11 protein-coding genes and 1 tRNA gene are annotated in these 13,688 nt (G+C 73.7%); 8 read left to right on the forward strand and 4 right to left on the reverse strand.

Going from position 1 to position 13,688, the window contains the following annotated elements; translation table 11 throughout:
* Positions 1-89: 89 nt before the first annotated feature.
* Together AC07GB_RS37180 and AC07GB_RS37185 are read right to left on the reverse strand one after the other, a co-directional pair.
* Positions 90-1,781 (reverse strand): arabinofuranosyltransferase AftB family protein, encoded by a 1,692-nt coding sequence (locus tag AC07GB_RS37180; RefSeq protein WP_478853523.1) that lies wholly within the window; start codon positions 1,779-1,781, stop codon positions 90-92.
* 64 nt (positions 1,782-1,845) lie between these two features.
* Positions 1,846-2,382: an SCP2 sterol-binding domain-containing protein gene (locus tag AC07GB_RS37185; protein WP_478853525.1), complete on the reverse strand. Its 537-nt coding sequence runs from the start codon at positions 2,380-2,382 to the stop codon at positions 1,846-1,848.
* A 130-nt stretch (positions 2,383-2,512) separates the two neighbouring features.
* Between AC07GB_RS37185 and AC07GB_RS37190 the strand changes: the two genes are divergently transcribed.
* Together AC07GB_RS37190 and AC07GB_RS37195 are read left to right on the forward strand one after the other, a co-directional pair.
* Entirely contained in the window at positions 2,513-3,103 is a 591-nt protein-coding gene (locus AC07GB_RS37190; protein WP_478853584.1) for a TetR/AcrR family transcriptional regulator, read from the forward strand.
* Positions 3,104-3,421: 318 nt separating this feature from the next.
* Positions 3,422-5,341, forward strand: a complete 1,920-nt coding sequence (locus tag AC07GB_RS37195; protein WP_478853527.1) for an AMP-dependent synthetase/ligase — start codon at positions 3,422-3,424, stop codon at positions 5,339-5,341.
* A 7-nt stretch (positions 5,342-5,348) separates the two neighbouring features.
* Here AC07GB_RS37195 and AC07GB_RS37200 read toward each other — a convergent pair whose 3' ends face one another.
* Positions 5,349-5,819 (reverse strand): MarR family transcriptional regulator, encoded by a 471-nt coding sequence (locus tag AC07GB_RS37200; RefSeq protein WP_478853529.1) that lies wholly within the window; start codon positions 5,817-5,819, stop codon positions 5,349-5,351.
* A 111-nt stretch (positions 5,820-5,930) separates the two neighbouring features.
* Here AC07GB_RS37200 and AC07GB_RS37205 point away from each other — a divergent pair, with 111 nt between their 5' ends.
* Together AC07GB_RS37205 and AC07GB_RS37210 are read left to right on the forward strand one after the other, a co-directional pair.
* Positions 5,931-6,293: an HGxxPAAW family protein gene (locus AC07GB_RS37205; protein WP_478853531.1), complete on the forward strand. Its 363-nt coding sequence runs from the start codon at positions 5,931-5,933 to the stop codon at positions 6,291-6,293.
* A 119-nt stretch (positions 6,294-6,412) separates the two neighbouring features.
* The gene (locus AC07GB_RS37210) at positions 6,413-6,748 is read left to right on the forward strand and encodes an SCO4225 family membrane protein (protein WP_478853533.1); all 336 of its coding nucleotides are present in this window, start codon (positions 6,413-6,415) and stop codon (positions 6,746-6,748) included.
* A gap of 181 nt (positions 6,749-6,929) precedes the next feature.
* Here AC07GB_RS37210 and AC07GB_RS37215 read toward each other — a convergent pair.
* Positions 6,930-7,002 (reverse strand) — tRNA-Arg (locus AC07GB_RS37215).
* Between the two features lie 308 nt (positions 7,003-7,310).
* Here AC07GB_RS37215 and AC07GB_RS37220 point away from each other — a divergent pair.
* From AC07GB_RS37220 to AC07GB_RS37235, 4 genes are all read left to right on the forward strand, one after another.
* Positions 7,311-8,915 (forward strand): dynamin family protein, encoded by a 1,605-nt coding sequence (locus AC07GB_RS37220; RefSeq protein ID WP_478853535.1) that lies wholly within the window; start codon positions 7,311-7,313, stop codon positions 8,913-8,915.
* On the forward strand, positions 8,912-10,855 hold the full coding sequence (locus tag AC07GB_RS37225; protein ID WP_478853537.1) for a GTPase: 1,944 nt from the start codon (positions 8,912-8,914) through the stop codon (positions 10,853-10,855). The genes AC07GB_RS37220 and AC07GB_RS37225 overlap by 4 nt, the downstream gene beginning before the upstream one ends.
* 318 nt (positions 10,856-11,173) lie before the next feature.
* Positions 11,174-11,725, forward strand: coding sequence for a single-stranded DNA-binding protein (locus AC07GB_RS37230; RefSeq protein ID WP_478853539.1), 552 nt, complete (start codon positions 11,174-11,176; stop codon positions 11,723-11,725).
* A 314-nt stretch (positions 11,726-12,039) separates the two neighbouring features.
* A complete protein-coding gene (locus AC07GB_RS37235) occupies positions 12,040-13,593 on the forward strand; it encodes an LAETG motif-containing sortase-dependent surface protein (protein ID WP_478853586.1) in 1,554 nt (517 codons plus the stop codon).
* Positions 13,594-13,688: the final 95 nt, after the last annotated feature.

Below are 13,688 nucleotides of genomic sequence, written 5' to 3' on the forward strand. Positions count from 1 at the left end.
AGTAGCTCCGCTACGAGGACATCCCGGCGCCTTGCGATCGCACGCACCAGACGCCGCTCCTTGCTCCACGCCGACCCACCGGACAGGCCCTAGCCGCACAGCTCCCGCTCCGCCCGCACCGGGTCGTTCGGGAAGCGGAAGGCCGTGCGCTCCAGGGCGCCGCCGACGTTGCGCAGGAAGCGCCCCGCCGTGAGGGGCTCCCGGGTGGCGGCGCGGAGTTCGGCGAGGGGGCCGCAGGCCAGGGCGCGGCGGGCGGCGGCCACCCGCGCCGGGTCCATGCCGGGCGGCAGGTCGCCCGTGCCCCGGTCGGCGACGATCCACTCGTCCGGCAGGCGCTTGTCGTGGCCCACGCGCGCGTGGGCGATGCGCTCGGAGTGGGCGGCCAGCGGGTAGCCGAGCCCGATGGGGTCGAGGGCGGCACCGTCGAGGGGGACGACGGTGCCGTTGAGCCCGAGGGTGGCGTAGGCGCCGGTCACGGACGGCGTCGCGCCCTCCACCCGGGTGCGGGCCAGGAACAGCGTGGGCGCCCCGATGTGCGAGGCCTCCCGCACTTCGCGCGCGTACGCGGCGTTGCCCCCGAACCCGGCGAAGGTGTGCCGCAGCGGGTGCGCGGCCGCGTTCTGCCGCACGTACACGCCGCGCTCGTCCGCGATGCCGCGCGGCCCGATCAGACCCTCGTACGGGATCCGCAGCGACGCCGCGCAGACCAGGGCCCACGCCCCGACGCCGACGACGGCGAGCGTCCACGCGCGCGTGGCGGGCACCACGAACACCGGCAGGACGAGCAGCAGGAGGCCCGGCAGGAACATCCGGGCGTGCATGAAGTCCCCGCCGACCTTGATGACGTACGCCCAGCACAGGACCCCCGCGACGACGGGCGCGAGCGCGGGCACCACCGGCACGCGCGCCGCGGTCCGCACGCCGTGCCGCGCGGGCAGCACGGCGGCGAGCACGAACAGGGCGGGCAGCCACAGCAGGTAGGGCCCGGCGAAGTCGGTGAGGTAGGCGGCCCCGCGCCCCCACAGGCTCGACGAGGCCTCCTTGGTGACGCCGGGCAGCGGCATGAGGTGGCCGTAGTAGCCCATGCGGAAGACCTCGTACGCGACGGGCAGCGCGCCCGCGGCGGCCGCCCCGGCGAGCGCGCCGCGCCGCGAGGGGCGCGCGCTCAGCCACTGCGCGCCGAGGAACACGGCGGACACCAGGGCGAGGTCGGGCCGCACGAGCGGGCCGAGCCCGAGGACGAACGCCGTGACCAGCGCGCGCGGCCGGATCACGAGCAACAGCCACGCGCCCGCGATCCAGCAGGTGGCGAGCCCGGTCTCCAGGCCGGAGGTGGCGAAGTCCCACACGGGCGGCAGCGCGAGCGGCACCAGGGCGCCGAGCGGCAGGAGCGCCCCGCCGGGCGCCCCCGTGTGCAGCCGCGCGGCTCCCCACGCGGCGAGCGCGAACCCGGCCGCCGTGAGCAGCAGACCCCCGTACACGGCGGCCGTCACGACGTCGGCGCCCGGAAGGCCCGCGAGGACGAGCAGCCACTGCCACAGCGTGCCCGTGGAGGACTCGGCGCGCTCGCCCACGTTGAACACCGGGCCGTGCCCCGCGAGGATCTGCCGGACGGTCCTGACGTAGATGTGCCCGTCGTCGGACATCCAGCGCCGCTGGTACCCGGCCCAGAGGACGGCGAGCGCGGGCAGCACACACACGACGACCCGCCACGGCTGCCGGGAGTCGTACGGTACGGCCGAGGGGACGAGGCTTCGGACAGGAGCGCGCAAGGATGTCATGCACGGTACTTCGGCGCAGGTCAGCGAGGCCTTGAACGGCCGGGGAGGGGCGAGGGCGGAGCCCTCAGGCCTTGGGGATGTCGAAGTAGCGGGTGAGGCCCGCGGCGAGCGCCACGTCGCCCACGACCTTGAGCTTGCGGGTCATGAACAGCGTGACGGGGTTCGCGTTGCCGGACACCAGCTTCAGGAACTCCGCGTCGCCCATGATCAGGGTGACGCGCGGCTTCGCCGCCGAGCGCCCCTCGCGCACCGCGCACGCGCCCTCCGCGATGTCCGTCTCGTACACCGTGTCCCCGGCGTCCACTGCGGTCCCGGAGTTCCCGGCGTTCCCGCTGCCCGTGACCTGCCACCGGATCAGTGCCTCCAGGGAGCCCGCCGCCTCGGGTCTGAACTGGCGCTCCATCCGCGTGAACACCTCCCGCAGTACGCGGGCGCGCAGCGGGGCGTCCGTGGCGATCGCGGTGATCTCCTTGGCGGAGAGGCCCTTCACGATCCGCGCGAATTCCTCGGGCGTGACGCTGGAGAAGTCGAGCCCCGCGATTCCCCCGGCCTTGTCCGGTCCCCCGGCCTCGCCGGTTCCCCCGGCCTTGTCCGTCCCCATCGCAAGCTCCTTACTCAGAAGTAAACTTACTGGGAGGTAAGGTAGGCCCGGATCAAGGAGGCTGACAAGGGTGGGCGATACGCCACAGGCGCGCAGGCGGCGCGTTCCGCGCAAGGAGCGCGAGCAGCAGATGATCGACGTGGCGGTCCAGGTCTTCGCCAAGCGGGGCTATCACGCCGCGTCGGTCGACGAGATCGCCGAACTCGCCGGGATCTCCAAGCCGATGGTGTACCTCTACCTCGACTCCAAGGAAGGCCTGTTTCTCGCCTGCCTGCGCCGGGAGGCCGACCGGTTGGTGGCGGCGTTCCAGGGCGCGGCCCGCGGCGGCGCCCCCGAGGCGCGCCTGCACGCCGGGCTCCTGGCCTTCTTCGCCTTCGTCGCCGAGCACCGTGACAGCTGGGTGGTGCTCCACCGCCAGGCCTCGGAGCTGAGCGAGACCATCGCGGCGGCCGTCGCCGACGCGCGCCGCGCGGTGATGGCGCAGGTCGCGGAGTTGATCCGGGCCGGCATCGAGGAGAGTGCGGCGTCCTCGCAACTCACCGAGAGGGATGCCGATTTCGTCGCGCACGCCCTGGTCGGCGCCGCAGACTCGCTCACCGACTGGATGGCCCGGCACCCGGACCAGTCGCCGGAGGGCGTCGCCCTGCGCCTGATGAACATGGTCTGGGTCGGGATGGGCCGGGTCCTGGAGGGGGAGGTCTGGATTCCGGCCCGCGGCTGAGGCCGCGCCGCCACGCCGCTCGTCCGTGGTGAGGCCGCGCCCCACGCCCGTGGTGAGGCCGTGCCCCACGCCCGTGGTGAGGCCGTGCCCCACGCCCGTGGTGAGGCCGTGCCCCACGCCCGTGGTGAGGCCGCGCCGCCGCCACGCCGCTCGTCCGTGGTGAGGCCGCGCCGCCGCCACGCCCCTCACCGGACTTCTGCGCGACCCATTGAACTTTCCCTACGCGCCGGTAAGTTGACCCTCAAGTAAGTACGCACGCCTCCGCACCGCACGCATCCGCACCCGCACCCGCACCACGGACACGTACCGGGAGCCGTCATGGGCGTACGCAAGGACTTGAAGAAGGCGCGGCGCCACCCCGAGCTTGCCGACCGCGCCCGGGTCGAACTCATCCGGGACGAGCACGGCGTGGTGCGCGAGGCCCGCACGCCCGCCCTCGCCGCGGAGGCCACGCACGGCAGCGCGGCCGACATCCCCTTCACCAACGCCGTCGAGGCCCCCGACGCCGTGGTGCTGCGCCGCAAGGAGGCGGGCGGGTGGCGGCCCGTGACGGCCGCGGCCTTCGCCCGCGAGGTCACCGCCGCCGCGAAGGGCCTGATCGCGGCCGGGCTCGAACCGGGCGGCAGGGTCGCACTGATGTCCCGTACACGCTACGAGTGGGCGGTGCTCGACTTCGCCGTCTGGGCGGCGGGCGGCCAGACCGTGCCCGTCTACGCGACGTCGTCGGCCGCGCAGATCGAGTGGATCGTACGGGACTCCGGCGTGAGCCTGCTCTTCGCCGAGACGGCGGAGAACGCGGCGACGGCGCGGGACGCGGTCGCGGGCCTCGGCGCGCCCCTGTCCGTGCGGACGATCGACGACGGCGCGGTACTCGAACTCGCCGAGCGCGGACAGGAGGTGAGCGACGAGGAGGTCACCAAGCGGCGCGCCGCCCTCACCCCCGAGACCATCGCGACCATCTGCTACACCTCCGGCACCACGGGGCGCCCCAAGGGCTGCGTCCTCACCCACGGCAACCTGCACGCCGAGGCGGCCAACACCGTCGACCTGCTGCACCCGGTCTTCAAGGCGATCACGGGCCAGAAGGCCGCCACGCTGCTCTTCCTGCCCCTCGCCCACATCCTGGGCCGCAGCATCCAGATCGCCTGCATGCTCGCCCGCATCGAACTCGGCCACTGTCCGAGCATCAAGCCGGAGGACCTGCGGCCCGAACTGCGCGCGTTCAGGCCCACGTTCGTCGTCGGCGTGCCCTACCTCTTCGAGAAGATCCACGACACCGGGCGCGCGACCGCCGAGCGGATCGGCCGGGGCGCCTCCTTCGACCGCGCGGAGCGGATCGGCGTGCGCTTCGCCGAGGCGTACCTGGCCAGGTTCCTCGGCACCGGACGCGGCCCGTCCGCGGGGCTCTACCTCGGCTGGGCGCTGTACGACCTGCTCGTCTACCGGCGCATCCGCAAGGAGGTCGGCGGCCGCCTGCGGTACGCCATCAGCGGCGGCTCCCCGCTCGACAAGCAGCTCAACCTGTTCTTCTACGCCGCCGGGATCCTCATCTACGAAGGCTACGGTCTGACCGAGACCACCGCGGCCGCCACCATCACCCCACCGCTGCGGCCCCGCCCCGGCACGGTCGGCCTGCCGGTGCCCGGCACCGCGGTGCGCGTCGCGGACGACGGCGAGGTGCTCATCAAGGGCGGCATCGTCTTCACCTCGTACTGGAACGACCCGGAGGCCACCGACGCCGTCCTCACCGGCGGCTGGCTCGCCACCGGCGACCTGGGCGCCCTCGACGAGGACGGCTACCTCACCATCACCGGCCGCAAGAAGGACATCATCGTCACCAGCGGCGGCAAGAACGTCTCGCCCGCCGTCCTGGAGGACCGGCTGCGCAGCCGCCCCCTAGTCGGCCAGTGCATCGTCGTCGGCGACAACCGCTCGTACGTCGCCGCGCTCCTCACCCTCGAACCGGAGGCCGTGGCGCACTGGCTGGCCGTCCGCAAGCGCCCCGCGGACACGCCGCCTGCCGAGCTGTGCCGCGACCCGCAGCTCCTCGCGGACCTCCAGAAGGCCGTGGACCACGCCAACGAGGCGGTGTCGCGTGCCGAGTCCATCCGTCGCTTCGCGGTCGTGGAGGGGGAGTTCAGCGAGGAGAACGGCCTGCTCACCCCGTCCCTGAAGATCAAGCGCCGGGCGGTGGAGCAGGCGTACGAGCAGGAGATCGAGGCGCTCTACCGCGGCTGAGGGCTCCCTAGTCGCAGGACTCCTCCAGATACGTGCGCGCGACGGCGCTCGCGCGCGCGGACCAGGCGGCGATCACCGCGATCTCGTCCGGCGTGAAGTCGTCGAACAGCGCCATGAGGCGCGCGTAGTACGGCTCGTAGATCTCCCGCACGCGCTCGGCCGCGGCCGGTACGGCGACGACGCGCACCCGGCGCCGGTCGGCGGGGTCCGGCCGCCGGGTCACGAACCCGCCGCGCTCCAGGCGGTTGAGGATCCCCGTCACCGCGCCTGTCGTGACGTGGGCGCGGGTGGCGAGTTCCCCCGCGGTGACCGAGTCGTCCCCGGCCTGGAGGACGTACGCGAAGCAGATCAGGTCCGTGACGGACAGGCCCAGGTTCCGCGCGAACTCCTGCTGGCCGACGACGCTCGTCGCGACGAGGTCGTCCACCGCGTTGACCACGTCCTGAGCGGACGCGCTGGGGCGGGGCTTGCCCTCCATTGAAATCCCTTAGTACGTAAGATAAATTGCTTACTTGCTAAGGCATCTTACGTCTGACGCCGGTGGCGCGGCCAGGCCGTGCCACCGGCGAGTACGGGGAGGGCACGACACGTGAGTACGCACGACGACGGCCACACGATCGCCGGCTGGACCGGCTGCGCGGTCGGCACGGCGGGGGCGCTGATCGCGGGGGTGGGCATCACCGGCTGGCGCCCCGGAATCTGGCTGGGACTCGGGGTGATGGCCCTCGCGCTGCTGGTCACCTGGGTCCTGCACCTGGCGGGCTGGGGCAAGGCCCCGGGCCCGAGACCGGCCTCCCAGCGGCCCATGCGGCTCCGCGACCGCAGCGCACGCGAGGGCCACGCGGGCTGCGTGGGCTGCCGCTTGGCGGGCCGCGGGCGCCAGGTGGCAGTGGAGGTGGAGGTGCCCGCCGCGAGGGAGGCCGAGGAGCGGGTGGCGCGTCCGGCCGCGTGAATCGGGCGGGGGCGGGTGTGTGGCGGCCCTCGCGCCCATGAGTACGCGTACTCATGCCCGGGCCGGGCCGCCGGGCCACAGTGGGGCTCGCCGACCCGGACCGAGCCCAAGGACCCGCGATGCCGCACCCCTCCCGCCCGCGCCGACTGCTCACGCGCGCCACGGACACGTGGCTCGCGCGTGCCTACCTCGCCGTGGTGGCGGCGGCCCTGGCTCTCTATCTGGGCGCCTGGGCCACGGGCCCGGACCCGGGCCTCACCGGCTTCTACCCGTTCCTCGCCACAGCACCGCTCGGCCTCCTCGCCTTCCTGGCGTCCCTGCCGACGGAAAACTCCTCGCTGACGTGGCTGAGCCCGTCCCTCTTCACCGCCGGCGTGGTGGTGGCGGGGTGGTGCAATGCGGTGGTGCTTGGGGGGCTTGTCCGGGGGCGGGGGGCCGGGCCGGACGGGGCCTGAGGGCGGGGAGCCCCTGCCGGGGGAGTCCCGGCGCCGGGGTCCCTGCCGGGGGAGTCCTGTCGCCGGGGCCTCTGCCCGGGGGCCCTGTCGCCGGGGCCTCTGCCCGGGGGCCCTGTCGCCAGTGAGCCCTTCCGCTGGGAGCCCAGCGAAAAGGCCTCCCCGAAGGAAGGCCGATGAGGTGCGCCCCCGGCAGGACTCGAACCTGCGGCCAAGCGCTTAGAAGGCGCCTGCTCTATCCACTGAGCTACGGGGGCCGGGTGGTGGCCGGTGGCCTGGAGCCCGGTGTGGGGCCGGTCCGTGACCTTGCCGGGGACAAGGATAGGGCTCCCGGGTCCTTGTCCCTGGTGCTTCACCTCCGCACCGCGATGTGGAGGTTCGGTGAAGCGGTCCTGATAATCGCAGGCAGGTGCGAATCTCGCAGCGCTTTTGGCGCCTTGCGCCCCGGGTGTTGTGCACTCGTTATGCCTGTGCCCCACTCGTCCCTTCCGTCACGTGTGTCCGATCGGCGCGCAGGCATGCCCATATGCTTCAGAAAGCCACCAAAATTGGGCATTCTTCGCATGTGGTGACCTTGGACGTACGGCCTCAACTGCTTGACGCGCTTTCCACCCTGCGTGAGCGTGTCGCCGCCGCACGCTTTCCGCTCCCCCTGGCGGGGGCGCCACGCGCGCGTGCCAACCGTGACGAGCTTCTTGCCCAGCTCGACGACTATCTGGTGCCCCGGCTCAGGGCCCCCGAAGCACCGTTGCTCGCCGTCGTCGGCGGGTCCACGGGAGCCGGGAAGTCGACGCTCGTGAATTCCCTGGTGGGGCGTCAGGTCAGCGAAGCGGGCGTGCTGCGGCCGACGACGCGCACACCGGTACTCGTCTGCCATCCGGAGGACCATCACTGGTTCGCGGGCATGAGAGTGCTGCCGGACTTCACGCGCGTGTGGGTGCCCCTGCCGGAGGGCGAGGAGGGCGCGAAGGAGGGCGAGAGCGACCGGGTGCTGCGGGTGGAGACCGCCGACACCCTCCCCAGAGGACTCGCCCTCCTGGACGCGCCCGACATCGACTCCCTCCTCGCCGACAACCGTGCCCTCGCCGCCGAGCTGATCTGCGCCGCCGACGTGTGGGTCACCGTCACGACGGCCGCCCGGTACGCCGACGCCGTGCCCTGGCACCTGCTGCGTACCGCCAAGGAGCACGACGCCACCCTCGTCACGGTCCTCGACCGGGTGCCGCACCAGGTCGTCACCGAGGTGTCCCGGCAGTACGAGGCGCTGCTCACCAAGGCGGGCCTCGGCGACGTGCCGCGCTTCACCGTGCCCGAGCTGCCCGAGTCCACGGGCGGCGGCGGGCTGCTGCCCGCGACCGCCGTGGCGCCGCTCCTCGCCTGGCTCGCCGACCGTGTGCAGGACACCGCCTCCCGGGAGCGGGCGATCGCCCGCACGGCCCACGGAGTGCTCCGTTCGCTGAACTCCCGCATGCCCGAACTCGCGGGGGCCGTCGCCGCCCAGCACGCGGCGGCCCTGCGGCTCACCGCCTCCGTCGACGAGGCGTACGGCAGCGAGCACGCGCGCGTACGGGAACGGCTCCAGGAGGGCGCCGTGCTCGCCGGAGACGCGCTGAAGCGCTGGCGGGCCTATCCGCTCGACTGCGGCCCCAGAGAGCTTCTGGACGCCGTCTCGGCCGGTCTGGAGACGCTCCTGGTGTGCGCCGTCACCGCCGCCGACGAGCGCGTGGAGGAGGCCTGGCGCCGCGAACCCGCCGCCGGGCTCCCGAGCCTCGCCCGAAGGCGCGACGACGGCGCGGAGCACCGCATCGGGATGGCCGTACGCCGCTGGCAGCGCGTCCTGGAGGAGCACGTGGAGGACGAGGTCCGCGTGCTCGACCGCGTCGACAAGAGCGCCCCGCCGGACCCCGACGTGCTCACCGCGCTGCTCGCCACGGCCCTGCTGGGCGGGCGCAGGGCGCGTTCCGCCGGGGAGTCCCTCGCCGAACGCGTCGGCGCCCACAGCGCGCTGCGCCTGCGCGACCGCGGCGGCCGGCTGCTCACCGAGTACCTGGACACCGTCCTCGGCGCGGAACGGGAGCGGCGTCTCGCCCCCCTCGACGCGCTCGGCGTCCACCCCGAACCCCAGGCCGAACTCATCGCCGCGCTGTCCGTACTGCAGAAGGAGAGGTGACCGCGGTGACCGCCGTCACGGATCACACCGACCACGCCGACCGGCCCGAGGACCCGCCCTCCCGCGCGCGGGAGGGCGATGGCATCTGGGACGACGGCCTCATCGCCCGGCGGGCCTCCGACGCCGACGGAAACGGCTCCCCCGGGGACGACGATTCGGCGTGCGGGGCCTCTACGAAGACCGGGGATCGCGGCGCGACAGGAGGCAGAGGATCGTCCGCGTACGAGAACTCCTCCTCGTACGAGAAGGCCTCCGGCTACGAGAAGTCCTCGGCCTTCGAGAAGCCCTCCGGCTACGAGAACGACGGGCCCTACGAGGCCACCGCTGAGGCGACCGCCCTCTACGAAGGGTCGCTGCGTACCCGGCTCGACGCGTTGCGGGAGCTGATCGGGCTCTCCAGGACGCGGCTCGACAGCGCGACGCTCGCCGAGGCCGGCCGTGTCCTCGACGAGGCCGCGGCCCGGCGGCGGCTGTCCGAGCGGCACACCGTCGTCGCCATCGCCGGGGCCACCGGAAGCGGCAAGTCCACCCTGTTCAACGCGCTCGCGGGCGTGATGATCTCCGAGACCGGCGTCCGCAGGCCGACCACGGCCGCGCCCATCGGGTGCAGCTGGACGGACGGAGCGGCGGGCCTGTTCGACCGGCTCGGCATCCCGGGGCGGCTGCGCAGAAGGCCCCTCCAGGGCACCGACGCGCAGTCCCTGGAGGGCCTCGTCCTCGTCGACCTGCCCGACCACGACTCGGCGGCCGAGGACCACCGTCGGCACGTGGACCGCATCCTGAGGCTCGTGGACGCCGTCATCTGGGTCGTCGACCCGGAGAAGTACGCCGACGCGGTCCTGCACGAGCGCTATCTACGGCCCATGGCGGGCCACGCCGAGGTCATGTTCGTGGTCCTCAACCAGACGGACCGGCTTCCCGGGGAGGCCGCCGACCAGGTGCTCGACGATCTGCGCAGGCTGCTCGACGAGGACGGCATCGCACTCGGCGAGCACGGCGAACCGGGCGCCACGGTGCTCGCCCTGTCCGCGCTGACCGGCGACGGCGTCGGCGAGCTGCGCGAGGCGCTCGGGCAGTTCACCCGCGAGCGGCGGGCCGCAGTGCGCCGTGTGGAGGCGGACCTGGACGCGGCGGCCGCACGCCTGCGCCCGGTGTACGCCGCCGACGCGGGGCCCGCCGTGGGGCGCGGGCGGGTCGGGCTCAGCGAGGAGGCCCGCGAGGAGTTCGCCGACCGGCTCGCGGAGGCGGTAGGGGCCACGGCCGTGGGCCAGGCCGCCGAGCGCGCCTGGCGCAGGCACGCCAACAGGGCGTGCGGCACGCCCTGGCTGCGGCTGTGGCGCTGGTACGAGGCGCGCCGCTCGCCCTTCGGCTCGACCGTCGCGCCCGTGACGCACGCCCCCGTCGACGAGGAAGCCACGGCACGCGCGCGCGTGGAGCACGCCGTGCGCACGGTGGCCGACGAAGCGGCGACGGGGCTGCCGACGCCCTGGGGGCAGGCCGTGCGGGAGGCGGCGGCGCGCGGCGCCCAGGGGCTGCCCGAGGCGCTCGACGAGCTGGCCGTGCGGGCCGGGCTGCCACAGGGGCGCCCGCCCAGGCCCGGCTGGTGGCCGGTCGCGGTGTTCGCGCAGGCGGTGATGACGCTGCTCCAGGTCGTCGGCGGGCTCTGGCTGGTGGCGCAGATCGTGGGGATCGCGACGCCGAACCTGGGCGTGCCCGTGCTGCTGATGCTCGCGGGTGTCCTGGGCGGCCCCGGCGTGGAGTGGCTGAGCCGGATGGCGGCACGCGGGCCCGCGCGCCGGTACGGCTTCGAGGCGGAGCGCCGGCTGAGGGAGGCGGCGTCGGGGTGCGGCCGGGCGCGGGTGCTCGACCCGGTGGCGGCGGAGCTGCTGCGGTACCGGGAGGTGCGGGAGCAGTACGTGCGGGTGGCGCAGCGGGGGTGAGGGCGCTGCCGCGGCGGCGCGGCAGCGCGGCGGCGCGGGCGTCGTGGGAGGCGGCGGTGCGGGCGGGTGGCGGCGCGCGGGTGGGCGGCGCGGCGCCGACGGAGCGGGTGGCGCGGATGGTCCGGTCGGCGCCGATGGTGCGCGGGCGGCGCCGCGAGAAGGGGAGGGCCTCCGTCGGGTGACGGAGTTATCCACAACCGGTGGGTACGACACAGCGCTCAGCGAGCCGGGCCGGATCGGCGCAATCTGGATCCGCGGTCATCGCGACCGCCGCCGACGCGGGAGAGACCCGCGCGCGGTGTGCGAGGGAGGGGCCAGATGATGAACGACACGACGATCACGGTGGTGGGGCGGGTGGCGACGACGCCGGTGTTCCGGGAGCTGCCGTCCGGCCCGGTGACACGCTTCCGCATCGCGGTGACACCCCGTCACTTCGACCGCGCGCGGAGCGAGTGGGTGGACGGCCACACCAATTTCTTCACGGTCTGGGCCCGCCGGTCCCTCGGAGTAAATGTGCAGAGTTCGCTGTCGCTCGGCGAACAGGTCATCGTGCAAGGCAGGTTGAAGGTCAAGGACGAGGAGCGCGGCGGCCAGCACTGGCTGTCGGTCGACATCGACGCGCACGCGATCGGCCACGACCTGACACGGGGGACGTCCGCGTTCCGCCGCGGCAAGCCACCGTCCCAGGCGCCGATGGAACGGGAACCGGCCTGGGAGACGCCCGTGGAAGGGGCAGCCGAGGGCGCCGAGCCGATGAGCGCCACGGCGGCGGCCACGGCAGCCGGAAGGGCGAAGGACACGACGGCCGAAGCCGAAGCGACACCCGGAGCCGCGGTCGACACCCGCCCGCAGCCGGCCGCCGTGGGCTGAAGCGCCCCAGGAGCGGCCCAACGCCCTCCGAGCCGCCGTGAAGTTGACGGAACGGAACCATGGATTTATCGATAAGCCCAGCTCAACAGGGCCATGGCCGATAACGATTCCGATTCGGATCGTTCGTCGGACGGTCGTACTGGGAACGGCGATGCGTCGCGTCCTTAGGATGCCGGGCGTGGCTCCGTGGGCAGTTGATGCCCGAGTGGAGTGCTCGGCAGGTGACTCTGCTCGCTTGAGTCTGCTGGCGGGACCCGTCCCCCCACGTGAATCGGTCCCGCCCGGAGGGGAATTCTGTGTTTGCTGCGTTGTCCATACGAGGTCGGGGTGCCGCGCGCCTCGCCGCGGCGCTGGTCGCGTCCGGGCTCGTCTCGGCGGGCGCCACAGCCACCGCGGCGGCGGCCGTGGCGACCGACGCGCCGCCGTACCGAGGCGGGGCCACCGCCACCCTGGACGGCCTGACGACCTACGGCCAGGCCGTCATCCGCGAGGACGGCGGCAGCCGGCGCGTCCCCGCGGGCCTCTTCGAGATGTCCGTGGACAACGGCGGCACCCTCCAGACGTACTGCGTCGACCTCCACAACCCCACGCAGAAGGACGCGCAGTACAAGGAGACCCCTTGGCGCGGCACGTCCCTGCACGCCAACCGGGACGCGGGCAAGATCCGCTGGATCCTCCAGCACTCCTACCCGCAGGTGAACGACCTGGCGGAGCTGGCCCGCAAGGCGGGCGCGGGCTCGCTCACCGAGGAGACGGCCGCGGCGGGCACCCAGGTCGCGATCTGGCGCTACTCGGAGCGGCCGGGGAAGACCGAGAAGACAGACAAGACCGAGAAGACAGGGAAGGCCGAGAGGGCCGGGAAAGCCGACCGGGCGGGGACAGTCGAGAAGGTCACCCAGGCAGCGAAGGCCAAGAAGCCGCGCGACGCCGATCGCGCTGCCAAGGTCGAGGTGGAGGCTGTGGACCCGCGGGCCGAGAAGCTCGCGGACTATCTGGAGCGCAGCGCCCGCAGGAGCCCCGAGCCGAAGGCGTCGCTGACCCTGGAGCCGCCCGCCGTGTCCGGGCGCGCGGGGGAGCGGCTCGGTCCGGTGACCGTGCGGACGGACGCGGGCAGCGTGACGGTCACTCCGCCCGCCGACTCGGCGAGCGGAGTGAAGGTCGTCGGCAAGGACGGCAAGCCGGTGAAGTCGGCGTCCGACGGCGGCAAGCTGTACTTCGCCGTCCCCAAGGGCGCGCCGGACGGCATGGCCTCGCTGGAGGTGCAGGCGTCGACGACCGTGCCGGTCGGGCGGGCCTTCACCTCCGAGACCAGGAGCCAGACGCAGATCCTCGCGGGCTCCAGCGAGTCGACGGTGTCCGCGACGGCCACCGCGCACTGGGCGAAGAAGGGCCCGATACCGGCGCTGTCCGCGGAGAAGAACTGCGCCGAGCGCGGCGTGGACATCACGGCGAGCAACAAGGGAGACGCGCCGTTCACCTTCAGCCTGATGGGCGCCAAGCACACCATCAAGGCCGGTGAGGCACGGACGGTGACGATTCCGCTCCAGGAGGACCAGGCCTACGACTTCATGATCACCGGGCCCGGCGGCTTCGGGAAGCGTTTCAAGGGGGTGCTCGACTGCAAGACCGAGGCCGCCGCCGCGGTCGGCGTCGGCGGCAAGGCGCAGCCCGCGCCCCAGCCGAGGCCCGCGACGGCGGGTGGCAGGTCCGAGGACGGCGACCTCGCGGAGACCGGCAGCTCGAATGCCACGCCTCTGATAGCCGGCCTTGCGATCGCCCTGGTCGTGGTCGGCGGCGGCGCGGTGTTCCTGCTGCGCAAGAAAGAGACCCGGACCAAGACGGACAAGGCCACCCCGACCGAGGACTGAACAGACCGTGACCACCCGGTCACGGCGAGAGCACCCGGCCCCGGACCCGCCGCCCCCGCCCCGCGCGGGCGGCGCCCCGGGCCTGGCGGGCCGCA

Source organism: Streptomyces sp. NPDC045778 (assembly GCF_056431945.1).